The following is a 23,634-nucleotide window of genomic DNA, read 5'->3' as shown; positions in this document are numbered from 1 at the left end:
TCGGATTCTTCGCGAGCATCTCCGCCACAGGCATCGTGCTCGGCACAATCTCGCTGTACACCCGGGCCTCACGGACCCGACGAGCAATGAGCTGCGCATACTGCGCACCGAAATCGACAACGAGGACGGGGTCCGGCGTGTGCCCGTCGTGGGCGGCGGGGGGTGCTGCTGGCACGGGAGCTGCCTTCCGGCGAGTGAACAAAGGGGATGCTATTTGTCGATTCTACCGGTGCGCGGGGGTCTGCTTTTGTCTCACCATCCGAATCCGACCCTTCCCCGCCCCGTCCCCGGTCCGGGCCCGCTTGGCCGCAGGGCCGTGTCCGGGCCATACTGGGCGGCATGCGCAAGCAGCTGACCTTCGTCTTTACCTATGGCAACCGGCCCGTCCGGCTGCCATGGTCGTGCTGCTTGAGCAACTGACAAGCGACTTCCACAGGCGCCCCGGGCCGACAAGGCCCGGGGCGCCTGTCGTTTGGTCCCGGGTCTCGTCGCTCCGGAGGGCCGTCCGACCCTCTTTGGAGAAACACACATGAGCACCACCACGCAGACCCCCGCCGGCGAGACCGGCGCCCGCACCGACACGGCCGCGCAGCTGATCACCGGAGCCCGGGAGCGGATCGACGATCTCGATGGCCGGATCATCGAGCTCGTCCGGGAACGGGTGGCCGTCTCGGAGGAGATCCAGCGCGAGCGCATCGCCTCCGGGGGGCGGCGCGTCCACCTCTCCCGTGAGATGGAGATCATCGAGCGCTACCACCGCTCCCTCGGCAAGAGCGGCACGACCCTGGCGATGACGCTGCTGGAGCTGTGCCGCGGCCGGGTCTGACCCCCGTACGCCGGGCCGGAAACCGGACGCCCCGACCGTCACCCGTACGGCGCGTGACCGCGTCGGGACGGGCTTCGTTGGAGTCGTTGTCCGCACCAGCCAGGAGCGGCCCTCCCCCGAGCCCGGCTCCGTCCGGGCAGGGGACACCCAGAAATCCACGCGTGGCTTCCGCCCCTGTTCATCTGGGCGCCCGGCAACGACAGGGCGGATCCACCGGAGTGCGAGACGCGGAGACACGCGTCGTGGGACCGCATTCCGGTGGCCCGGTGGCCGGTCGGCAGGGGACAGCAGCCCGGTCGCCATCCAATGGAGCGGTCGGTTCCGGGGACGCCTGGAACCGACCGTATCCGCCCAAGTGGTTGCGTAAGTCCGGGCTCATACCCCACGATGCAAAGGGAACACCAAATCCCTTGGTCCGCACCGCCATTGGTCGGACCACTCATGGCCAGCAGCGCTCCCCCCGGCGCTGCTACGCGGCACCGATATCGCCCTGACCTCGGTGCCGGCAGTCAAGGGCCCCGAGGCCGCCCGCACGCCCCCGCGTAGACGGCCCGGGGCCCTTCGCCATGTCCGGCGCCAAGTCCCGTACGCGGCACGTGAGATCAATCACAGCGCGGCGCGGCACAACCCTTACGATCACCAGTTGGTCATGTACGTGCAAACATCCGGACTCCGGAGAGGTATTCATGAAGCTTCGCCGCGCTCTGGTGACCGTGGCCGCCACGGCTGCCCTCGGTCCCGCCGTGCTGTTCACCGCTCCGTCCGCCTTCGCGGAAACGGAGTCGCCGGGTGCGACCCCGACGACCGCCGCGCCGACGGCCACGGCGACGACCGCGAGCCCGACGCCCACCGAGACGAGCCCGTCAACGACACAACCGGCTACCAAGCCCGCTCCCACCGAGACGAAGACCACGGACCCTGCGCCGACGAAAACCGCGGAGAGCCCGTCCACCACCGCGCCGGCCACGCCGACCAAGTCCCCGGACCCCTGCGAGGCTGACTCGAAGCTGCTGAGGACCGAACTGCGCGAGCTGCCGGGCGAGATAGCCGCCGGTTCCGGCTGGCACGAGTTCACCTACCGGGTGGCCAACACCTCCGATCAGGAACTGAACTCCGTATTCACCCACGTGGACGCCATGTCCTACAAGGGCGCCTCGAACCACGAGGCGGGCCAGTACCTCACGCTGCAGTGGTACAACGTCGCGGCACGCCAGTGGCAGACAATCCCCAAGGGCACCGGCTACTTCGCCAAGGTGGACCTCAATCCCCGTCAATACGCCGATGTCGGGCTCCGGTTGAGGATCGACGACAAGGCACCGGCCGGATGGGGGTACGCGTCCCAGTACGGCTACTACAAGGACGACAAGGCCTGCGATCATTCCAGGCACGACTACTACCTCTTCGAGGTGCTGGCCAAGGGCAGCAAGCCGGGGAAGGACGACAACGCCAAGCCCACCAAGCAGCGCCCGGGCAAGCCGGACGACAGCACCACCGCTCCCACCACCACCCCCGCCCCCAGCAACGACCCCACCCCCCAGGGCGATCTGTCCAAGCTGCCGGTGAGCGGTCAGCTGGCGAAGACGGGATCGTCGTCGGACATGCCGGTGATCGCCGCGGTCAGCGGCGCGGCGGTGCTGGCCGGTGCGGGGGCGATCGTCGTCGCACGCCGCAGGTCAACGACCCGCTGACGGGCCGGACTTCCGCTTCGGCACCGGCGGTACCCCCAGGAACGGCAGCCGCAGTGCGGCGAAGGCCTCCTCGGGTACCGCCGGGTGCCGGGGCCCGACCGGTGTCACGCGCACATACGCGGCACCCTGTTCGGGGCGCGGGTCCGGCTCGCCCTTGTTGGGCCAGAACGCCATGGCGCGTTCCGCCTGGGCCGTGATGGTCAGGGACGGGTTGACGCCGAGGTTCGCGGAGACGGCGGCGCCGTCGACGACCGAGATGCCCGGGTGTCCGTAGAGCCGGTGGTACGGGTCGACGACCCCGCGCGAGCTGTCGGAGCCGATAGGGCAACCGCCGAGGAAGTGGGCGGTGAGCGGGGTGCCGATCAGTTCGCCGACGTTGCTGCCCGCGAAGCCGTTGATCTCCCGCGCGAGTTGGGACGCCGCCTCCACCGCCTCGGGGATCTGCTTCGGGTTGGGTGCGCCGTGGCCCTGCCGGGCGGTGAGCAGCCCCTTCCCCGGAGCCCGCTTCCTGCGGTACGTGGTCAGGGAGTTGTCGAGCGACTGCATGACCAGCCCGATGATGGTGCGCTCGGACCAACGGTGGTTGGACAGCGACCGCAGCAGCAGGAGGGGATGCCGCAGGCACTGGCCCGCGAAGGCCACCGCCCGGGGCGCCCGGCCGCCCACCGGGACCTGGAGGATGGACAGGGCGCCCATGGCGTTGGAGCCCTTGCCGTAACGCACCGGCTCGATATGGGTGTCGGCGTCGGGGTGCACCGACGAGGTGATCGCCACGCCCCGGGTGAAGTCGACGGACCGCGCCCCGTGCGCCCGGCGGTAGCGGCGCTCGTCGGTCTGGGCGCCCACGAGCGCCTCGGAGTTCGTCCGGGTCAAGTGCCCCAGTCTGCCGGACAGTCGCGGCAGCAGTCCCTTGTCCTTCATGGCGTGCAGCAGCGTCTGCGTGCCGTACGTACCGGCGGCGATCACGACCCGCTCCGCGCGCAGCACCTTCGGCCGCGCCCGGCGCCGGTCGGTGGGGACGGTCACCACGCGGTGGCCGCCGCGCGGGTCCTCGGCGACCGCGACGACCGTGGTGAGCGGGTGGATGACGGCACCGGCGCGCTCGGCGAGGTGGAGGTAGTTCTCGTTGAGGGTGTTCTTCGCCCCGTGCCGGCAGCCGGTCATGCACTCGCCGCACTCGGTGCACGCCGTGCGCGCGGGGCCCGCGCCGCCGAAGTAGGGGTCGGCCACCTCCTCCCCCGGCAGCGCCCGTACGGTGCCGTCGGCGTCCAGGCCGTCGCCGAAGAACACCCCCACGGGCGCCATGTGGAAGGTGTGCCCGATGCCCATCCGCTCGGCAGCCGCCTTCAGATGGACGTCCGAGGGGGTCATCGTGGGGTTGAGCCGTACGCCCAGCATCCGCTGGGCCTGCGCGTAGTACGGCTCCAGTTCCCGCTGCCAGTCGGTGATGTCCGCCCACTGCGGATCGTCGAAGAACGCCTTGGGCGGTACGTACAGAGTGTTGGCGTAGTTGAGCGAGCCCCCGCCGACGCCGGCGCCCGCCAGGACCATCACGTTGCCCAGCAGGTGGATGCGCTGGATGCCGTAGCAGCCGAGGGCGGGCGCCCACAGGTAGTTGCGCAGGTCCCAGGAGTTCCTGGGCAGGGTGTCGCGGGTGAAGCGGCGGCCGGCCTCCAGCACGCCGACGCGGTAGCCCTTTTCGGTCAGCCGGAGAGCCGACACCGCCCCGCCGAACCCCGATCCGACGACGATGACGTCATAGTCGAACTCCCGCCGCACCTCTGCCATCAAACGCCTCCTGGTCCGTCCATCGGTCAGCGCAGGCGGAGTGCCTTCAGGGCCCGCAGCCCGCCCGTCATCAGCCGTGCGTACGCCGCGTCGTCCAGGCCGAAGGCCGGGCCCAGCGGCATCAGGCGCTGGTGGGCGATGGTCTGGGCCTCGGTGTACTTGAGGATGCCCTCGGCGCCGTGCCGGCGGCCCAGGCCCGACTCGCCCATGCCGCCCATCGGCGCCTGGGCGCTGCCGTACGCGGCGGCGTAGGCCTCGTTGACGTTGACCGTGCCGGTGCGCATCCGGGCCGCGACGGCGCGTCCGCGCCGCGCGTCCCTGGTCCACACGCTCGAGTTGAGGCCGTACGGCGTGGAGTTGGCCCGCTCGACCGCTTCGCGCTCGTCGTCGAAGCGGTGGACGGAGACGACCGGGCCGAAGGTCTCCTCCGCGTACACGGCCATGTCCGGCCCGACGCCGTCGAGGATCGTCGGCTCGTAGAACAGCGGCCCGACGTCCGGGCGGTGACGGCCGCCGGTCACGGCGGTGGCGCCCTTGCCGACGGCGTCGTCGACGTGCCGTACGACGGCCGCCAGCTGCCGTTCGGAGGCGAGCGATCCCATGTCGGCGCCGTACGCGAGGGACGTGCCGAGCCGCAGGGCCCGGGTGCGGGCGGCGAACCGCTCGAGGAAGGCGTCCGCGATCGAACTGTGCACGTACAGCCGCTCGATGGAGACGCACAGCTGGCCTGCGGACGAGAAGCAGCCGCGCACCGCGCCCGCCGCGGCCTTGTCCACATCGGCGTCGTGGAGGACCAGCATGGCGTTCTTGCCGCCCAGTTCGAGCGAGCAGCCCACCAGGCGGACGGCGGCGCCGAGGGCGACCTCGCGGCCCACGCGGGTGGAGCCGGTGAAGGTGACGTAGTCGGCGTGGGCGACGACCGCGGGGCCGACGACCGCGCCCTCCCCCAGCACGACCTGCCAGACGGCCTCGGGCAGGCCCGCCTCGATCAGCAGGTCGCGTGCCCACAACGCGCTGAGCGCGGTCTCGGTGTCGGGCTTCATCACCACGGAGTTGCCCGTGACGAAGGCCGGGAGGGCGTCGCCGACCGACAGCTCCAGCGGGTAGTTCCACGGCGCGATGTGGCCCACCACACCGCGCGGCCTGTGCAGTTCGGTGACGCCGGTGAGGAGCGGGAGGACGCCCGTGTGCCGCTTCGGGCGTACGTAGGCGGGGCCCTGGCGGCCGTAGTGGCGGGCGGCCACCGCGACCGCCTGCACCTCCTCGTGCGCGTGCAGGCGCGTCTTGCCCGTCTCGAGCTGGATCAGGTCGAGGACCTCCGACTGCCGGCTCAGCAGCAGGTCGTGGAAGCGCAACAGGACGGCGGCGCGCTGCCGTACGGGCACGGCGGCCCATGCGCGCTGGGCCTCGCGTGCCCGCGCGTACGCCTCGGCGACGTCCACGGCAGCGGCCTCGGGCAGCTCCGCGAGGACCTTGCCGGTGAACGGCGTGTGGTTCACCGTGGTGCCGGAACCGACGACACCGCGGGTGAGGCGGGCGACGAGCGCGGGGGTGACCACATCGGCGGCGGTCCGGCCGCCGGTCGGGGCGACCGGATTGCCACCGGCTGTCGTAAGTCGCGTGTCCGTCATGAGGGCGAGCGTAAGGGCGCCGTTCCGCTTTGGGTACCCGCCGGTAATGAGAGTTTCACGAGATCGGCTTGGTGCGGGTGAAGGTCGACAGGGCCGTCTCGAACTCCCGGTGTCCTTCCGCCGACTTGCTCAGCCGCGAGGAGACCCACACGTCGTACATCTTGTCCGCCTCGTTCCAGTTGAGGTCGTAGGTGTGGCGCGGGCCGGGCATCTCCTCGTTGCCGTTCCAGGTGAACTCCCAGGATCCCGCGGGGTTTCCGTTGTGCGTGGTCTCCTCGACGCGGCCGTCGCGGTAGCCCGGGTAGTCGTCGGGGGCCGTGGCGGCGGAGGCGCGCATCGCGGCGGCCGGGCCGCCCTCTCTGGGGTCCTGGATGAGCACGCCGATGCGGAACTCGCCGTCGGGCGACTTGTAGAAGACGCGCGGCGGTTCGAGCGAGCGGACGTACCCGTCGGGGACGGCGAAGGAGAAGCCCGCCGGGTCCTGGACGCGGTGATAGCCCTCCGGGGCGGCGGGCGCGGGAGTACGGCTCGCCGACTGCGGCGGCTTGTCGTCCCGCCGTGCCGTACCGCCACTGCCGCCGTCGCCGCGCGTCACCAGCAGTGCCGCGGCCCCCGCGCCCAGCCCGGCGAGCACCGCCAGGGCCGCGCCCGCCAGGAGCGCCCTGCGGACGCGCCCGGGCCGGGCCGGCACCGGGGTGGGGACGCTGCGCTGCGTGGGGGTGTAGTGGACGGAGGGGGCGGGCGTACGGCCCGTCTCCAGGTAGGCGCGCAGCAACCGTTCCGCCTCGTCCGCGCTCATCCGCCGGGCCGGGTCGCGCTCCAGCAGGCCCCGTACGACGGGCAGCAGCGGGCCCGCGCACTCCGGCGGGCGGATCTCGTCGTAGACGACCGCGTGCAGGATGCCGCCCAGGGAGTCGCGGTGGAAGGGCGACGCCCCGCTGAGCGCCGCGCACAGCAGCACCCCCAGCGACCACAGGTCGGACTCCGGCCCCGCCTGGCCGCCCGCCATCCGCTCGGGCGCCGTGTACTCGGGCGAGCCGACGAACGCGCCGGTCTCCGTGATCGTGGTGGCGCCCGGGAGCTGGGCGATGCCGAAGTCCGTGAGCACCACCCGGCCGGTGCCGGACTCGATCAGGACGTTGGGCGGCTTGATGTCCCGGTGCAGCACCCCGCGCTCGTGGGCCGCACGGAGCGCGCCCAGCAGCGCCGCGCCGATGCGGGCCGTCTCACGGGGGCCGAGGGGGCCGTCGGCGGCCAGCAGGTCCGACAGCGAACGGCCGTCGACGAGCTCCATGACGATCCAGGGCCGCCCGTCCTGCTCGACGATGTCGTGCAGGACCATCACGTTCGGGTGCTTGACCAGTGCCACCGTGCGGGCTTCGCGCAGGGTGAGGTCGCGCTGGTTGTCCGGGGCGCTGTCGTCGAGGTGCAGCTCCTTGACCGCCACGTCGCGGCCGAGCAGTTCGTCGGTGGCCCGCCAGACGGTGCCCATGCCCCCGCGTCCCAGCCGCTGCCCGAGCCGGTAACGGCCCGCGATCACACCGCCCTGTGCGCCGCCCTGCGCGGCGTAGCTCCCCATGCGCACATCTTGCCCGACTTGCCCGGCGGCGAGGCCGGTCCCAACGAGGCCGGTCCGTGTCCTACATCGGACCTACCGTTCCTCCTATGCACCGCATCACCGACGACCAGCGCCGTGCCCGCCTCGCGCGGCGGCACCTCCTCGCGCCCGCGCACCGTGCCGCCTCCGTCGAGGAGGTGGCCGACGCCCTGGTGGGGCTGCACGCCACCGACCCGGCGACCGTCTTCCTCTCCGCCTGCGCCCGGCTCGCCGAGCCCTCGGCGGCGGAGGTGGAACGGGCGCTGTACGAGGACGTGACGCTCGTCAAGCTCCTGTCCATGCGGCGCACCCTCTTCGCCGTGACCACGACCGGGCTCGCCCCGTACGTCGACGCGTCGACGGCGCGGGCGATCGCCGCCCGGGAGCGCAGGGACCTGCTGAAGTTCCTCGGTATGCACGCCGAGACCCCGGAGCACTGGGACGAGGCCGGGCTCGCCCGGACCGAGCGCGAGGTCCTCGCCGCGGTCGCGGCACGCGGCGAGGCCACGACGGCCGAGCTGGGCAAGGACGTTCCGGCGCTGCGGGAGTCGATCGTCGTGGCGCGGGGCAAGCCGTACGAGGGCCGGCAGAGCATCGGCAGCCGCGTCCTGCGGCTGCTGGCCTCCGACGGCCACCTGCGGCGCGCCCGTCCGCGCGGATCGTGGACCAGCAGCCTGTACCCCTGGGCGCCCGCGCCCCGGCTGCCCGAACTGCCGGTGCGGGAGGCGAAGGCGGAGCTGGCCCGGCGCTGGCTCGCCGCGTACGGCCCGGCAACGGAGGCGGACCTGAAGTGGTGGACCGGCTGGACGCTGGGCGACACGCGCAAGGCGCTCGCCGATGTCGGCGCGGTCCACGTGGAGTTGACGGCCGGTGCCGGGTACGCGCTGCCGGACGACCTCGAGGACGAAGATCCCGGCGCACCCTGGGCGGCCCTGCTGCCCGGGCTCGACCCGACCGCCATGGGATGGCGCGGGCGCGACTGGTACCTGTCGCCGGACGACGTCCCGGCGCTGTTCGACCGCGCGGGCAACGTCGGCCCCACGGTGTGGTGGAACGGCCGCGTCGTGGGCGGCTGGGCACAGCGCGCCGACGGCGAGGTGGTGTGGCGGGCCCTCTCCGACGTGGGGCGGGAGGCGGTCACGGCGATCGGGGCGGAGGCCGGCCGGCTGTCGTCATGGCTCGGGGACGTACGGGTCACACCACGGTTCCGCACGCCGCTGGAGCGGGAGTTGGCGCGGTGAGCGTTTCTGGGCATAGATGACACGAGGGAGTGCAACCCACCACGTGCCCACGGCGTCCTGTTCCGGGGGTGGACGGCGTCCTGTACCGGGGGGTGGACGTGGCCGAGAACCGCAGCCTTGAGAATCACAGCCACGACGTAGCGGCAGCCGGGCCGGAAGGCTTCGGGCCTCGGCTGGCCGAGGCACGGCGCGCACTGGCCACCGGCGCCGCGGAGGACGCCGCCGCGCTGTTCCGCGCCGTGCGGGACGGCGCGACGGCGTGCGATCAGGCTTCCGCGCTGGTGGGGCTGGGGGAATGCGCCCTGGAGACCGGCGAACTGACCACCGCCCGCGACCACTTCGCGGAGGCCGAACTGATGCTCGCCGACGAGCCGTTGCCGCTCCGCGTCCCGGCCTTGCGCGGCCGGGCCACCGCGCATCTGCTCGCGGGCGAACTGCGTTACGCCTGCCATCTTCTGGAGACGGCCATGGCCGAACTGGCCGCCTCCGGGACGCGCGACCCGGGCACGCTGCTCGTGCTCCACACGGCGGCCATCGCCCCGTACATGGACCTGGGGGCGCATGCCCGTGCCGCGCACGCCGCGGAGCTGGCGCTCGCGCTCGCGCACCAGGTGGACGATCCGGCGCTCGTCGCGAGCGCACACCGGGGAGCGGCCCGTACGTTCATCGCCGAAGGGCGGACCGCGGACGCCGACATCTCGCTCACCACGGCGCAGAAGCTCTGCGAACGGCTGCACATCCGTACCGAACTGGCGCACTGCCACTGGATGCGCGGCTATGTGCACGCACAGGACGGCAGCCTGCGCACCGCCGAGCACGAACTGCGCACCGCCCGCGACATGCTGGCCGCCAAGCGCGCCGCGCTGTTCACCGTGCAGGTCGAGGTGGAACTGGCGGACGTCCTGCGGCGGCGCGGCAAGGTCGCCGAGGCGGTCGGGCTGCTGCGCCCGCCGCTGGAGCGGTCGGCCCTCGGTGCCGAGCGGGGCGCGGTGCACGCGGGCGGCGCGCACCGGCTGCTGGGGCTCATCGCGGAGGAGCGCGGCGACACCGAGGCGGCGGAGGAGCACTACTGCGCCGCTCTCTCGCTGCTGGAGCGGACGGGCGCCGCGGGCGACCTCACCGACCTGTGCCGACTGCTCGGCGACCTGCTGCGGCGCAGCGGCCGTACGGACGCGGCCCTGGACGCCTACCGCACGGGGCTGGGCCACCGGGCCGCGCCCGGCACGACGACGCTGGGCCCGGCCCCGGCGTCGCCCCCGTCGCCGACGCGTACCTGACGCGTACGTGGCGGTCAGGCGGTGTGCGGGGCCAGGAGGCGGTCCCAGCCGCGTTCGAGGGCGCGGTACTCGTCGCGGCACTGCTCGGCCCGCTCGTCGCTCAGCAGCGTGCCGTCGACGAGCTTGCCGCTGCCCTTCGCCTTGGGCGCGGAACCGTAGAGCCAGCAGCGGTAGTTGGCGGAGCGGACGGCGTCCGGCGCGTGCTCGTCGGAGGGGTCGAAGTCCTCGGGGTCGCTGTCCTCGGCGTCCTGCGCGTAGTTCTCGGCGGCGGCCAGCAGCCCGGCCCGGCCGTCGGCGCCTTGACGGACCATCCTGTACGCCGCGAACTGGTCGGCGACGTCTTCCTCGCGCCCGGTGAACGCCAGGTCCAGCGTGTGGACGAGCGCGTGGGCGGCCTCGTGGTAGAGCGTCTCGGTGACGACACCGGCGGTCCGCTCGTCCCGGTCGGACGCGCGGGCGTCTTCGAAGGAGGAGCGGACCTCGGATATGTAGTCGTAGCAGAGGGAGATCCGCCCGGTCTCCGGGTCGTACTCGGGGTAGTTGTCCCCCTCGCACGTACGGGCCGTCAGCTCGATCCGCTTCGGCAGGCGCAGCGCGCCGTTGAGGTCGTCGGCCACCTTCTCGGGCAGCTTGCGGTCGCGCAGGAAGGCCCGCTCGTCGGCGCGGCCCTTCTTGGGCGTCTCGTACGACACGGCCAGGCCGCCGTTCTTCTTCGGTGTGTCGCTCCCGCTCCCGCAGGCCGTGGCCAGGAGTGAGCAGGCTGCGGTGACGACGAGGAAGCGGGCGCGGCGTGACATGACCAAAACTTTGCCTGACGGCAGGCCAGGAGGGCAATCCGGGGATCCGGAGTACCGGGCCCGGAGTACCAGGCTCGGCCTTTCCGCCGCGAGTACGGCAGGCTGGAGGTGCACGACAACGGAAAGAGGGAGCCGCAGGTGATCCGTGTTGCGGTGGTGGACGACGAGCAGCTCGTCCGGTCCGGCCTGCGGATGATCCTGGGCTCGGCCCCGGACATCGAGGTCGTCGCGGACTGCGGAGGCGGCGAGGCCGTCGGCACGGTGCTCGGCTGCGCGCCCGACGTGGTGCTGCTCGACGTCCGGATGCCGGACGTCTCCGGCCTGACGGTGCTGCGCGCGCTGCGGGCCGCCCCGAACCCGCCGGCCGTCGCCATGCTGACCACGTTCGACGCCGACGAGTACCTGACCGCCGCGCTGAGCAGCGGGGCCTCGGGCTTCCTGCTCAAGGACACCGACCCGGAGCAGCTCATCCGGGCCGTGCGGACGCTCGCGGAGGGCGGCAGCGTCCTGGACCCGGGCGTGACGTGCCGGGTGATCGGCGGCTATCTGGCCACGACGGCCGAGACCTCGGCCGCCCGGGCGGTCGGCACGCTGACCCCGCGCGAGCGCGAGGTCCTGGCCCACCTCGGCGCGGGCCTGGCCAACCCCGGGATCGCGGAGCGCATGGGGCTGGCGCCCAGCACGGTCAAGGACCACGTGCGCGCGATCCTCGGCAAGCTCGGCGGGCTCAACCGGGTCCAGGCCGCGGTCCTCGCCGACCGGGCCGGGCTCGTCGGCGCCGGGCCGCGCCGGGAGAACGCCCGGTGAGCGAGGCGGCCCGCCGCGTGCCGACGTGGCTCCTCGTCGCGGCCCCCGTGGCGCTGGCCACCGCCGACGCGTTCCTCGTCCACGGGACCGACTTCGGGTTCGCGATGGCGCTGTCGCTGCTCGCCGCGTTCGTACTGCTGTGGCGGCGGCGCTTGCCCGTCACCGTCTTCCTCGCCACGCTGCCCGGCCTCTACGTCGGCTACGTCTGGTTCGCGCCCCTGATCGCGCTCTACACCGTCGCCGCCGTGCGCAGGCCGGACCGGCGCCTGCTCGTCGCCGCCTGGCTGGTGTTCGCGGTCGCCCACTTCCTGCCGTACCCCGTCTCGGACCTCGACCGGTCCGGCCCCCGGGCGCTGGCCCTGGACCTGCTCAACGCGCTCGTCATCGGCGCCGCCCCGCTCGCGGGCGGGCTGCTCGTCCGTACCCGGCGCGAACTGGCGGACCGGCTGGACGACCTGATCCGCAGCCGGGAGCGCGAGCACAGGCTGCTCGCCGACCAGGTCCTCGCCACGGAACGGGCGCGTCTCGCCCGGGAGATGCACGACGTGGTGGCCCACCAGGTCAGCCTGATCAGCCTGCAGGCCGGAGCCGTCCAGGTCAGCACCGAGGACCCGATGGTGCAGGCGGGGACGCAGACGATCCGCGACCTGTCCGTGCGGACCCTGGACGAGCTGCGCCACATGGTCGGCATCCTGCGCGCCGCGGGCGCCGACACCGAGGAGCTCACCCCGCAGCCGAAGCTCGCCGACCTGCCCCGGCTGATCGAGCTGAGCGCGCTCGACGTGACGTACAGGAACGAGTCCGATCCGGAGGCGGCGCGTTCCGAGGCCGCCGAGCGTGCGGCCTTCCGCACGGTGCAGGAGGCGCTGACCAACGTGCGCAAGCACGCGCCGGGTTCACAGGTGCGGGTGAGGGTGAGCGAGCACGAGGGCACGCTGCGGGTCGAGATCCGCAACGGCCCCGCGGACGCCGCCGCCCCGGCGCCGGAGCTGCCGGGCGGGGGGCACGGCCTGGTGGGCCTGCGCGAGCGGGCCCAGAGCCTCGGCGGCACGCTCGAGGCCCACCCGACGGACGACGGCGGCTTCATCGTCCGCGCGGGCTTCCCGCGCGAAGCGCGCTAGCGCTGCGCGCGGGGCGGCGGGACGCGGGGTCGGAGGATGTTGCCCCTGCCCCGCCCTTTCACTGTTTCCTCTGGGGGCAAGCCCCCGGGCCCCTGAAACCGCGCTCCGCGCGGTTGTCCTCAAACGCCGGACGGGCTGACTTGTAGCCCGTCCGGCGATTGAGGACGAGCGGCGAAGCCGCGACAAGCGGGATCCGGGGCGCAGCCCCGCGCTACGCCGAGAGCGGTCCCGCCTCGTCCGTGCCGGAGGCAGTCGCACTGGCCAGGTCCGGGTAGACCTCGAAGAGCCGCCGCACGCCCAGTGCGGCCAGCACCCGGTTCACGTGCGACCCTTCGACCGCACCCTGCGCGGGCAGTATCAGCCGCAGGCGGCCCTGACAGGAGCGCATCAGCCGGCGGGCGGCGATCAGCACGCCCACGCCGCTGGAGTCGCAGAAGCGGACCCCCTCGAGGTCCAGCACCAGGCTCCGCCGCCCCTCGGCGACCGCTTCGTGCACGCGCTGCCGGACCGCGGGCGCGGTCACCATGTCCATCTCGCCGCTGACCTGGAGCACGGCCCAGTTCCCCTGCTCGTGCTCCGACACCTTCAACGTCACGCGCTCGAGCCCTTTCACTCGTCGTTCCCGGAATGAGCCCTTCCGCGGCTTGGCCGCCCGGCGCACACCCCCGTTGTCAGGGGCGTGAACGCACCTTCACCCACGGTGAATCTGCCGCCTGGCATAAACCGGCCGCCGTTGAGCCTATGCCCGGCCCCGGGCCGTCCTCCCCCGAGATGCGGTCACACCCGCATAACACATCGGCACATTCGACCAGGTCCGATCCCCACCGATCGAGCACATCATCACAAAGCGACCATAGCCATACCATCCGGAGACGCCCCGCGGACCGGCCTTCCGGGTATTGGACCCGAAGGAGCGATCTCTGTCGGCGCCGCCCGCTACATTCGGCGAGCATGTGACAGTGAGCACAAGCACTTCTGGGCATCTGTACGACGTACATCCATGCGACTCACCCGCATGAGGCGGCAGAGACGGAGGGGGCGGCATGGTGAACGACGCACCGCCGCGATGGGACCGCAGGATGCAGCAGCGGCTCGCGCACGGTGAGGAAGCGGCGCTCGGCGAGCTCTACGACCGTTTCTCCTCGCTGGTGCACAGCCTCGCCCACCGGGTGCTCGGCGACGAGCGCGCCGCGGACCGCATCACGCGCGACGTCTTCGGCTACGTCTGGGAGCACCCCGAGGCGTACGACCCCAAGGACGGCCCGCTGCGCTCCTGGATCGCCTCGCTGACACACCGGGAGGCCGTCGGCATGCTGCGGCGCTCCGAGAGCGACGGCGAGTCCACCCCGCAGGAGGTCGACGAGAAGGTCCGCGCGGCATCGGCCGCCGCCCGCGCCGACTACATCGTCACCTCGATGCCCGCGCCGCTGCGCGCCGCGCTGGATCTCGCGTACTTCCGCCGCCTCGACTACTGCCGGGCGGCGGCCAGCCTCGGGGTCACCGAGGACGAGGCCCGTCGCAGGCTCCGCCTCGGGCTGCAGCTGCTCTCCACCGCACACGAGAGCCCGCGGGCCCACCAGGTGGCACCGGTCGCGGGGAGCCGGCGATGACCGCCACACAGCACAAGGTGCTCAAGTCGCTGCTGGGCGCCTGGGCGCTGGCGGCCTGCTCCGGCGAGGAGACCGCAGCCGTCGAGGCCCACCTGACCGACTGCGCGGGCTGTGCGGACGAGGCCGTCCGGCTGCGGGACGCGGTGGCGCTGCTGCACTCCGAGGACAGCCTCGACCTCGATCCCTCCCTGCGCTCCCGGGTGCTCTCCCACTGCCTGGGCCGCCGCCCGGCGCGGATCCCCGTGCCCGGCTGGGCCGCGCCGTACGCGGCGGAGACCGCCCGTCTCGACGCCCTGCTCCGCGACATCGACGAGGCGGACTGGCAGGTGCCGGTGCGGCTCACCTGGTTCGACGGCCGGGCGCACGCCGTGCGCGACGCCACCGTGGCCACGGTGATCGCCCACCTCACGGCGGTGGACGCGGTCGTCGCCGAGGTACTCGGCGTCGCACCCCCACCGGAGACGGACTCGTACGCCGAGGCCGTCTGGGCCACCGGCCAGCCGCCCGCGGTCGTGCGCGGGAGATGGCGCGACCAGGGGCGCTCGGTGCTGCGGGCCGTCTCGTTCGCCGAACACGCGGCGGTTACCGGGCCCGAGGGCGGCACGGTCGCCGAACGGCCCGTGGAGTACGGCCCGTTCACGCTGCCGCTGCGCGACGCCTTCCTCGACCGTGCCTTCGAGTGCTGGGTGCACGCCGAGGACATCGCGCACGCCGTCGCCTATCCGTACGCGCCCCCGGCGCCGTCGCACCTCAACCACATGATCGACCTCACGGCCCGGCTGCTGCCCGGCGCGATCGACCGGCGCCGCCGGGCCGGGCTCGCCCCGCCGCCGCACGTCCTGCGCTCGACCGGTGCCCCGGGGCGCACCCTGCACCTGGAGATCGAGGGCCGCGGCGGCGGCCACTGGTACATCGCGCTCGACTCCCCGACGGTCACGCCCGCCCGGGAGTCGGAGGTGGCCCATGTGGCGCTCGAGGGCGTCGAGTTCTGCCGGCTGGCGGCGGGCCACATACCGCCTCAGGAAGCGGCCGCCGGGCAGGACGGCGACCCCGAGGCGATCCGCGACGTCCTCTTCGCGGCGGCGTCGCTGTCGAGGCTGTGACGGCCGCCGCCGCTACGCGAAGACGACCGTGCGGCGGCCGTTGAGGAGCACCCGGTGCTCGCTGTGCCACTTCACGGCACGGGCGAGCGCCTGGCACTCCACGTCGCGCCCCACCGCGACCAGCTGCTCGGGGGTCACCTCGTGCCCCACGCGCTCGACTTCCTGCTCGATGATCGGCCCCTCGTCCAGGTCGGCCGTCACATAGTGCGCGGTGGCACCGATCAGCTTCACCCCGCGCGCGTGCGCCTGGTGGTAGGGCTTCGCGCCCTTGAAGCTCGGCAGGAAGGAGTGGTGGATGTTGATGATCCGGCCCGACAGCTCCTTGCAGAGGTTGTCGGAGAGCACCTGCATATAGCGGGCCAGGACGACCAGTTCGACGTTCTCGTCGCGCACGATCCCCAGCAGCCGCGCCTCGGCCTCCGCCTTGTTCTCCTTCGTCACCGGGATGTGGTGGAAGGGAACGCCGTACGAGCCCACCAGCTCGGCGAAGTCGGTGTGGTTGGAGACCACGGCCGCGATCTCGACCGGCAGCGCGCCGATGCGGGAGCGGAAGAGCAGGTCGTTGAGGCAGTGCCCGAACTTGGACACCATCAGCACGATGCGCATCTTCTCGTCGGCCCGGTGGATCTCCCAGTCCATCTGGAAGGAGTCGCCGACCGCAGCGAAGCTGGCCCGCAGCTTCTCCAGGGTCACCGGAGCCTCGGCACCGAAGTGCACCCGCATGAAGAACAGGCCGGTGTCGTGGTCACCGAACTGCCGGCTGTCCTCGATGTTGCAGCCGGTCATGAAGAGATAGCTGGACACCGCGTGCACGATGCCCTGCTTGTCCGGGCAGGAGAGGGTGAGGACGTACTGGTCGGAGGGGACCGGGTGCGAGGCGTTCATAGCCCAATAGCGTCGCACACCCGCGACCCCCTCCCCGAACCCCGAGGTCAGGCCGGGGTCAGACCTGCGTGAGCATGGCGAGCACGGGCAGCGAGCGCGGCGGTACGTCCGGGTCGTCCCCGTCACCGGCCGCGAGCCGTACGTGCGCCTCGCGGGCGGCCCGGACGGCCTCGGGCCAGCCGTGGTGCTCCAGGTACGCCGAGACCGGGGCGTCGGCGCCGACCTGGTGCATTATCCGCAGCACCCGCAGCACCGCGACGTCCACGAGCGCGGCCTCGCCCGAGTCCCGGAAGACCGTGCCGACGTACTTCTCGGCCGACCAGTTGTCGAGCCAGGTGTCCTCGACGAGGCGGTAGACGGCGTCGGTCACATCTCCGTACCCCTCGTGCCCGGTGAGCCAGCAGTCCCGCTGGAACTCCGGATCCGAGAGCATGTGCAGCGCGGAGCGCACATTCGCACGCCAGCGCCACCACGGCATGTCATTGAGCGGCATGCCGTCCATGGTGGTCGAGCGGCGGCCGCGACGGGAAGACTTCTCCGAACTATGCACAGGAATCGATCGTACGTTCTTGTGTCAGAGCTGTGTCCACTGGCGCTGCGGCAGCCCGTACTTCCGGGCGATCGGGTTCCACAGGTCGGCGGCCTTCTTCTTCGCGACCGTCGCGTCACCGCTGGCAAGGTCACCCGCGGCGGCGTCCTTCGTGGGGCGGGCGTGGCCCTTGTGGCAGCCGTGCTTGCCGCCGCCCGCGTGGTCGGCCCACGCGGCGTAGTGGCTGTCCGCGGAGGCGGAGGACTGCCACGCCTTGGTCAGCTGCGCCGACAACTCGTCGTGGCCGGGCAGTTTGTCCACGGACGTCTTCTGCAACTGGGTCACCAGGCCGTTGCGCTGGCCCGCGGCGGTGCGAAGGTCGCCCGCGGCCTTGCCGAGGTCCTTGCAACTGCGGGTGGAGTCCACGGCGCTGATGACGGAGTCGCGGCTGTTGCCGCTGTCCTTCAGCAGCGAGTCCAGCGCCTTGGCCTGGGCCAGGGCAGGGTCGGCGGGCTTCGCGGCCGGGGCGGAGGGCGTACCGCTGGGCGCGTCGCTCGCCACGGCCGCCTGCTGGGTGCCGGTGCCGTCGCTCTTGTCGTCGCCGCCGCTGAGCAGGGCGCCCACGGCGAGCCCGGCGACGGCACAACCGGCCACACCGGCACCGATCAGCACCTTGGTCCGGTTCCGCGACTTCGGGCCGGGCCCGGGAGGGGGCGGGGGCGGGGGCGCGGACATGGCGGCCGGGGCCGACGGCCCGGCCGGAACGGGTGCGAACCGCTGGGTGGGTTCCGACGACCGGAACAGTCCGTCGAACTCCTCGAGAGGCGACGGCCGGTCCCCCGAGACGGACGGGATGTACTGCGTGGCGGCCTCGGCGGCCGGGCCGGCCGTCCCGGGTATGTGCGGCATACCGCCACCGCCAACGGGCGGAAGGTACTGGGTCGCTGCCCCATCGCTCGGCATCCCGGCGGACGGCACGGGCGGCAGGTATTGCGTGGCCGCGCCATCACCCGCCGGGGAGGCGTGGGGCACGGGCGGCAAGTACTGCGTGGCCGCCGCACCGTCGCCCGGCATCCCGGCGGACGGCATCCCGGCAGACGGTACGGGCGGCAGATACTGCGTAGCCGCCGCGTCATCCGACGCCCCGGCAGAACCACCCGGCACGGGCGGCAAGTATTGCGTCGCAGCACCATCGCCCGGCATCGCGGCAGGAGGCATCCCCGGCACCGGTGGCGCACCCCCCGAACCGGCGAAGCCGCCCGGCACCACCGCAGGAGACATCCCCGGCATCGGAGGCACACCTCCCACACCGGCGGAGCCACCCGAACCGGCGGAGTCGGCCCGTACCTCCGGGGGCAGGGGCGAGCGGTGCGCACCCTGCCCCCAGGGTTCGCCGGGTGGCGGGGCCGCAGGGGGATGCGGCTCGTTTCCGTGTCCGCTCTGCGTCACCGGGACTCCTTGGGCTGTACGGGACTACGACCGGCGGCTCACGCTACCCGCTGGTCCCGACAGTCCGGGGCCCCGCCCCCGGAGGCCCCTGAGCGGGCTCGTGGAAGTCCGGTGCGGTACCGCGCCCGTGAGGGGCACGGGACGGCTGCATCATGCGGCTCCGCCGCGCGGGCGCGACCGGCCACGGACGGCCCGCAGCCGGCTGACCGCACATCCAGCGGAGCGCTTACGCGGCCTGCAGCTCCATCCGCGCCCCGAACTCCCTCACCGCCGGCTCGTCCCGGAAGGGTTCCAGCCGCTGCCGGAACTCATCCAGATACTCCGCCCCCCGGTTCGTCCGCAGCGTGCCCAGCAGATCCATGGCACGTGCGCCCGTGGCACAGGCCTCCTCCACTTCTCGCTGCTGCACCTGGGCCGAGGCCAGCAACAGCATGCCGATCGCACGACGGCGGGCCCTGCCCTCCGGGTGCCCCGCCAGCGCTTCCTCCGCGTGCCGGCGGGCGGGCTCCGCCTGTCCGAGGTCGCGGTGGCAGTGCGCCAGCTCGTCGGACAGATAACCACGGTCGAAATGCCGGATCCATGATGGATCGTCCCCGGACTCCGGCCCGTTGTCGGCCTGTTCGAGCTTGGTGACGGCCTTGGCGGCGACGGTCTGGCAGGAGCGCGCGTCACCGAGCAGCGCGTGCCCGCGCGCCTCGGCGGCGTAGAACATCGACTCGACCCGGGGGGTGACCTGGCCCCGGGCCCCCTCCTGCGCGGCCTTCGCGAGCTGGGCGATCTCCCGCGGATTGCCGAGCGAGGCGGCGAGGTGGCTCATGCTCGCGGCCAGGACGTAGCCGCCGTAACCGCGGTCGCCCGCGGCCTGGGCCAGCCGCAGGGCCTGGATGTAGTAGCGCTGGGCGAGCCCCGGCTGGCCGGTGTCGACGGCCATGTACCCGGCCAGCTCCGTCAACCGGGCCACGGAGGCGAACAGTTCGCGGCCGACCGCCTCCCGGTAGGAGCCGGCGAGCAGCCCGGAGACGACGCTGTTGAGGTAGTGGACGACGACGGGACGGACGTGGCCGCTGCCGTAGCGGTGGTCGAGTTCGACGAGCGCGTCCGTGGTCGAGCGGACGGCCTCCACGTCGGACAGCCCGACCCTGGCTCCCGCGCTCCGTGCGACCTGCGGATCCGCCCCGGTGATCAGCCAGTCGCGGCTCGGCTCGACGAGTGCCGAGGCCGCGACGGAGGTGCCGCTGAGGAAGTCCCGGCGCCCGACGTCGCTGCGCCACAGCTCGCAGACCTGCTCGATGGCCCCCATGACGGTCGGGGAGAACTGCAGACCCACGCCGGAGGCGAGGTTCTTGCCGTTGGCCATGCCGATCTCGTCGATCGTGACGGTACGGCCCAGCTTGCGGCCCAGCGCCTCGGCGATGACGGCCGGCGCCCGGCCGCGCGGCTGCTGGCCGCGCAGCCAGCGGGCGACGGACGTCTTGTCGTAGCGCAGATCGAGGCCGTGCTCGGCGCCGCACATGTTGACCCGGCGTGCCAACCCGGCGTTGGAGCAGCCGGCTTCCTGGATGAGCGCCTGCAGCCGTTCGTTCGGCTGCCGCGCAACGAGTGGCCGTGCGGCCATCTGTAACCCCCTGAGACTGCTATGCGTTCGCGGCGAACAGCGATGTACGCCGCGAAGGGCGAAGAAGCTGAGTCGGCTGGGTACACCGCCTTCTCTGAACGTTTTCCCCCTGGTTGTCCGGAGAATGCGGGACTTTCCCGCATTGCTGGCAGATCGTCGTTGATGCCATGACTGTCTCGGCTTCCGCCCCGCAGGTGGCTACCCCTTCGCGGAGGCGAAGCCGCCTCTGCGCCCCCGTACATGCATCCGTGCGCCCCATGTGCTGTTCCGTACGGGCCGCCACGAGCCCGAGCCTGAGCCGTAACCCCTGGTGACAAGGGGAGTTGTGATGAACGTGGAAGAGACCATCGGAGTTGGAGCCCCACGCATTCCCCAACAACGCGGCGAGCGCGCGCTCGACGCCGCGGTCCGGTATGCGGATGAGCGGCACTGGGATGTTTTCGCCGGCACATGGCTGGAGGCCGAGGACGGCCGGGAGCGCTGCTCGTGCGGCGAGCGCGACTGTCCCGCCCCCGGCGTCCACCCGGCCCGGCCGGACTGGGCCACGCAGGCCTCGGGCAGCGCGGTCGGCGCCCGCCGCATGTGGGCGAAGCACCCCAACGCCTCGGTGCTGCTGCCCACCGGGCGCACCTTCGACGCACTGGACGTCTCCGAGTCCGCCGGCTGCCTGGCGCTGGCCCGCATGGAACGGATGGGCATCGAGCTCGGACCGATCACATGCACGCCGTTCCGCAGGATGCAGTTCCTCGTGCTCCCGGGCGGGGCGCTGAAGGTGGCGGACACCGCCCGCAAGCTCGGCTGGCGCCCGTCGTCCCTCGACCTCGTCGCCCGTGGCGAGGGCGACTATGTGGTCGCCCCGCCGAGCCGGGTGGGCAACCGCGGCGCGGTCCAGTGGGCCCGCCAGCCCACCGCCGCCAACCGCTGGCTCCCCGACGCGGAGGGGCTGATCAGCGCCCTCGCGTACGCCTGCGGCGGCGTCAAGGCGGATCTCCGAAGTCGCTGACGTTTGTCACATGTGCCCGCCCTTCGCCGCACCTAGCCTGGTGTACGGGGGCGGGCGCAGCCGTCCCGGGCATGACCGAACGAGGGATGGCAGCAGTGGAACGGGACGGCATATCCGCCGCGGTGCGGATCGAAGGACTGTGGAAGCGGTTCGGCGAGCAGGTGGCAGTCGCCGGAATCGACCTGGAGATACCGGCGGGCCGGTTCATCGGCCTCGTCGGCCCCAACGGTGCGGGCAAGACCACGACCCTGTCCATGGTCACCGGACTGCTGCGCCCCGACTCCGGCCGGGTCGAGATCGCCGGCCACGACGTGTGGCAGGACCCGGCCGCGGCGAAGTCCCGGATCGGCGTACTGCCCGAAGGACTGCGGATGTTCGAGCGCCTCTCGGGGCGCGAACTCCTCGCGTACACCGGGCGGCTGCGGGGGCTGGGCGGTGACGAGACCGACCAGCGGGCCACCCAGCTGCTGGACGTCCTCGACCTCGCGGGCGCGCAGCACAAGCTGGTCGTCGACTACTCGACCGGTATGCGCAAGAAGATCGGACTGGCCGCCGCGCTGCTCCACAACCCCGAAGTCCTGTTCCTCGACGAGCCGTTCGAGGGCGTGGACCCGGTGTCGGCCCAGTCGATCCGTACGGTGCTGGAGCGCTACACCGCCTCCGGTGCGACGGTCGTCTTCTCCAGCCATGTCATGGAACTGGTGGAGTCCCTGTGCTCCTGGGTCGCCGTGATGGCCAAGGGACGCATTCGCGCCCAGGGCCCGCTGGACGAGGTCCGCGGCGACGCCCCCAGCCTCCAGGCCGCCTTCCTCGATCTGGTCGGCGCCCGGGAGCGGACGGACGGCGAGCGCCTCGAGTGGCTCGGCGGCGCCCGATGAGCACCACCGCCGCCTCGCTGACCCCGGTCTTCGTCCGGCTGAAGCTGTCGATCCTGCGCAACGGGATGCGCCGGTCGGTCAAGCGCAAGACCGTCTACATCATCTCCATCGTCGTCACCGTCCTCCTCGCCGCGCTCCAACTGCTGGGCCTGGCCGTGCTGCACGGCCACGAGCACGCCTGGGCGCTGACCGTGCCGCTCACGGTGCTGCTCGCGCTGGGCTGGGCGTTCGTGCCGCTCTTCTTCCCCAGCGGCGACGAGACCCTGGACCCGACCCGGCTCGTGATGCTGCCGCTGCGGCCCACGCCGCTGGTGGTGGCCCTGCTGGTCACCTCACTGGTCGGCTGGGGCCCCGCGAACACGCTGCTGATCCTCGTCGGCCTGGTGATCGGAACGGCCCACGGCGCGGCGGGATTTGCGGTCGGCGTACCGGCCGCGCTGCTCACCCTGCTGATCTGCGTCGCCCTGGCCCGCGCGGTGGCCACGGCCAACGTCCGCCTGCTGTCCAGCCGCAGGGGACGCGACCTGGCGCTGGTGAGCGGCCTGATCGTCGCCGTCGGCATGCAGTTCGTCAACCTCGCGATAGGCGAGCTGAACAAGTCCGGACTGGCCACGCTCGAGCCGCTCGCGGACGTCCTGCGCTGGGTCCCGCCGGGCTCGGCCCTGGGTGCGGTGCAAAACGCGAGCGAGGGCTCGTACGGCGTGGCGGCGGCCCAACTCGCCCTGAGCGTCGCGGTGCTGGCAGCACTGGTGCTGTGGTGGCAGCGCGGCCTGACGAAGCTGATGACCTCGCCGGACTCCTCCACCATCGCGGCGGCTTCCCCCGACCGGAAGCGCTCCGGCACGGGCGCGGGTGCGGGCCTGGCCCGGCTGCTGCCGGACGGGCGTACGGGCGCGGTCATGCTGCGGACGCTGCGCTACATCTGGCGCGACCCGAAGACGAAGATGGCCTGGACCTCCTCGCTCGCCATCGGTGTGGTCGTGCCCTTCGTCAACGCGGCGCAGGGGCGGGGCAGCATCTACTGGTGCTTCTTCGCGGCCAGCATGCTCGGCGCGCAGATGTACAACCAGTTCGGGCAGGACTCCTCGGCCTTCTGGATGGTGCTCCAGACGGTCAACACCCCGCGCGACGCCTTCCTCGAACTGCGGGCGCGTTCCATGGCGTTGGCCTTGATCACCGTGCCGTACACGGTGCTGCTCGTGACCGGTACGGCCGCGTTCACCGGGCAGTGGCAGGAGTTCCCGGTGGTACTGGGCCTGTCCCTGGCCCTGCTCGGCGGACAGTTCGCGATGGGGGCGATCGCCTCCGCGCGCTACCCCTACACGATCCCGCAGGGCAGCGCCTTCAAGAACGTCGCCCCCGGGCAGACCGCGATCGCCTGGTTCGGCCTCCTGGGCGTGGTGTTCGCCGCGGTGCTGTGCGCGCCGCTGGGTGCGCTGGCCATTTGGTTCCATGTGGCGGACCAGCATGCGCTGTTGCCTCTGCTGCTGCCCCTGGGTGCCGTCTACGGCCTCGTCGCGGCCTGGGCGGGCTGGCGCCTGGCCGCGCCGCAGGTGGTACGGAGGCTGCCGGAGATCCTGACGGCGGTGAGCAAGGGGTAGCCGACACGGCCGGGCGGGCCCGGGGGTGGGGTACCCCGGTCCCGCCCTCTCGCCGTCTCCCGGGGCTCCGCCCCCGGACCCCGGTCCTGGGGCTGCGCCCCAGACCCCGCTTGTCGCGGCTTCGCCGCTCGTCCTCAATCGCCGGACAGGCTTGATAGTGCCCGGCCCGGCACCATTCAGCCCGTCCG

At 72.6% G+C, this 23,634-nt stretch carries 20 protein-coding genes and 1 pseudogene; 11 read left to right on the top strand and 10 right to left on the bottom strand.

Annotated elements, in window-relative coordinates; genetic code table 11:
* A pseudogene (locus ACV530_RS35915) lies at positions 1–175 on the bottom strand (glutamine-hydrolyzing GMP synthase); the annotation flags it as partial.
* A gap of 354 nt (positions 176–529) precedes the next feature.
* Between ACV530_RS35915 and ACV530_RS35910 the strand changes: the two are divergent.
* Both ACV530_RS35910 and ACV530_RS35905 read left to right on the top strand, forming a co-directional pair.
* Complete coding sequence (locus ACV530_RS35910) at positions 530–826, top strand: chorismate mutase (RefSeq protein ID WP_494336924.1); 297 nt, start codon at positions 530–532, stop codon at positions 824–826.
* A gap of 686 nt (positions 827–1,512) precedes the next feature.
* Complete coding sequence (locus tag ACV530_RS35905; RefSeq protein ID WP_494336923.1) at positions 1,513–2,514, top strand: LAETG motif-containing sortase-dependent surface protein; 1,002 nt, start codon at positions 1,513–1,515, stop codon at positions 2,512–2,514.
* On the opposite strand, the gene ACV530_RS35900 is transcribed toward ACV530_RS35905, so the two are convergent.
* From ACV530_RS35900 to ACV530_RS35890, 3 genes are read right to left on the bottom strand one after another with little or no spacing between them, the layout of a single operon-like run.
* Complete coding sequence (locus tag ACV530_RS35900; RefSeq protein ID WP_494336922.1) at positions 2,500–4,302, bottom strand: GMC oxidoreductase; 1,803 nt, start codon at positions 4,300–4,302, stop codon at positions 2,500–2,502. The genes ACV530_RS35905 and ACV530_RS35900 overlap by 15 nt on opposite strands.
* A gap of 26 nt (positions 4,303–4,328) precedes the next feature.
* Complete coding sequence (locus tag ACV530_RS35895) at positions 4,329–5,933, bottom strand: succinic semialdehyde dehydrogenase (protein ID WP_494336921.1); 1,605 nt, start codon at positions 5,931–5,933, stop codon at positions 4,329–4,331.
* Between the two features lie 55 nt (positions 5,934–5,988).
* Complete coding sequence (locus ACV530_RS35890) at positions 5,989–7,512, bottom strand: serine/threonine-protein kinase (protein ID WP_494336920.1); 1,524 nt, start codon at positions 7,510–7,512, stop codon at positions 5,989–5,991.
* Between the two features lie 86 nt (positions 7,513–7,598).
* Here ACV530_RS35890 and ACV530_RS35885 point away from each other — a divergent pair, with 86 nt between their 5' ends.
* Together ACV530_RS35885 and ACV530_RS35880 are read left to right on the top strand one after the other, a co-directional pair.
* On the top strand, positions 7,599–8,771 hold the full coding sequence (locus ACV530_RS35885; RefSeq protein ID WP_494336919.1) for a winged helix DNA-binding domain-containing protein: 1,173 nt from the start codon (positions 7,599–7,601) through the stop codon (positions 8,769–8,771).
* Between the two features lie 173 nt (positions 8,772–8,944).
* Positions 8,945–10,048 carry a tetratricopeptide repeat protein gene (locus ACV530_RS35880; RefSeq protein ID WP_494336926.1) on the top strand — a complete coding sequence of 368 codons (1,104 nt, stop codon included), beginning with the start codon at positions 8,945–8,947 and terminating at the stop codon, positions 10,046–10,048.
* A 14-nt stretch (positions 10,049–10,062) separates the two neighbouring features.
* Here ACV530_RS35880 and ACV530_RS35875 read toward each other — a convergent pair whose 3' ends face one another.
* Positions 10,063–10,845 (bottom strand): DUF4344 domain-containing metallopeptidase, encoded by a 783-nt coding sequence (locus ACV530_RS35875; RefSeq protein ID WP_494336918.1) that lies wholly within the window; start codon positions 10,843–10,845, stop codon positions 10,063–10,065.
* 138 nt (positions 10,846–10,983) lie between these two features.
* Here ACV530_RS35875 and ACV530_RS35870 point away from each other — a divergent pair, with 138 nt between their 5' ends.
* Positions 10,984–11,652 carry a response regulator gene (locus tag ACV530_RS35870; RefSeq protein WP_494336917.1) on the top strand — a complete coding sequence of 223 codons (669 nt, stop codon included), beginning with the start codon at positions 10,984–10,986 and terminating at the stop codon, positions 11,650–11,652.
* On the top strand, positions 11,649–12,773 hold the full coding sequence (locus ACV530_RS35865) for a sensor histidine kinase (RefSeq protein WP_494336916.1): 1,125 nt from the start codon (positions 11,649–11,651) through the stop codon (positions 12,771–12,773). Before ACV530_RS35870 ends, ACV530_RS35865 begins: the two co-directional genes overlap by 4 nt.
* A 211-nt stretch (positions 12,774–12,984) precedes the next feature.
* On the opposite strand, the gene ACV530_RS35860 is transcribed toward ACV530_RS35865, so the two are convergent.
* Positions 12,985–13,368, bottom strand: coding sequence for an STAS domain-containing protein (locus ACV530_RS35860; protein WP_494336915.1), 384 nt, complete (start codon positions 13,366–13,368; stop codon positions 12,985–12,987).
* A 448-nt stretch (positions 13,369–13,816) separates the two neighbouring features.
* On the opposite strand from ACV530_RS35860, the gene ACV530_RS35855 reads away from it, so the two are divergent.
* Complete coding sequence (locus tag ACV530_RS35855; protein ID WP_494336914.1) at positions 13,817–14,383, top strand: sigma-70 family RNA polymerase sigma factor; 567 nt, start codon at positions 13,817–13,819, stop codon at positions 14,381–14,383.
* Positions 14,380–15,486, top strand: a complete 1,107-nt coding sequence (locus tag ACV530_RS35850; RefSeq protein ID WP_494336913.1) for a zf-HC2 domain-containing protein — start codon at positions 14,380–14,382, stop codon at positions 15,484–15,486. Before ACV530_RS35855 ends, ACV530_RS35850 begins: the two co-directional genes overlap by 4 nt.
* 12 nt (positions 15,487–15,498) lie before the next feature.
* Here the strand turns inward: ACV530_RS35850 and purU are convergent, their stop codons facing one another.
* From purU to ACV530_RS35830, 4 genes are all read right to left on the bottom strand, one after another.
* Positions 15,499–16,371, bottom strand: coding sequence for a formyltetrahydrofolate deformylase (purU, locus tag ACV530_RS35845; protein ID WP_494336912.1), 873 nt, complete (start codon positions 16,369–16,371; stop codon positions 15,499–15,501).
* Between the two features lie 58 nt (positions 16,372–16,429).
* Positions 16,430–16,873 (bottom strand): SCO4402 family protein, encoded by a 444-nt coding sequence (locus tag ACV530_RS35840; RefSeq protein ID WP_494336925.1) that lies wholly within the window; start codon positions 16,871–16,873, stop codon positions 16,430–16,432.
* 72 nt (positions 16,874–16,945) lie between these two features.
* Entirely contained in the window at positions 16,946–17,809 is an 864-nt protein-coding gene (locus ACV530_RS35835; protein WP_494336911.1) for a hypothetical protein, read from the bottom strand.
* Between the two features lie 766 nt (positions 17,810–18,575).
* A complete protein-coding gene (locus ACV530_RS35830; protein ID WP_494336910.1) occupies positions 18,576–19,964 on the bottom strand; it encodes an NsdA family TPR-like regulatory protein in 1,389 nt (462 codons plus the stop codon).
* 328 nt (positions 19,965–20,292) lie between these two features.
* Here ACV530_RS35830 and ACV530_RS35825 point away from each other — a divergent pair, with 328 nt between their 5' ends.
* The 3 genes from ACV530_RS35825 (at position 20,293) to ACV530_RS35815 (ending at position 23,446) form a co-directional block, all read left to right on the top strand.
* The gene (locus tag ACV530_RS35825) at positions 20,293–20,967 is read left to right on the top strand and encodes a bifunctional DNA primase/polymerase (RefSeq protein ID WP_494336909.1); all 675 of its coding nucleotides are present in this window, start codon (positions 20,293–20,295) and stop codon (positions 20,965–20,967) included.
* A 71-nt stretch (positions 20,968–21,038) separates the two neighbouring features.
* Complete coding sequence (locus tag ACV530_RS35820) at positions 21,039–21,845, top strand: ABC transporter ATP-binding protein (RefSeq protein WP_494336908.1); 807 nt, start codon at positions 21,039–21,041, stop codon at positions 21,843–21,845.
* A complete protein-coding gene (locus ACV530_RS35815) occupies positions 21,842–23,446 on the top strand; it encodes a transporter (RefSeq protein ID WP_494336907.1) in 1,605 nt (534 codons plus the stop codon). Before ACV530_RS35820 ends, ACV530_RS35815 begins: the two co-directional genes overlap by 4 nt.
* Positions 23,447–23,634 lie beyond the last annotated feature (188 nt).

It is taken from the genome of Streptomyces sp. SX-6 (assembly GCF_059089585.1).
This window is presented reverse-complemented; position numbering and strand designations above follow the sequence as displayed.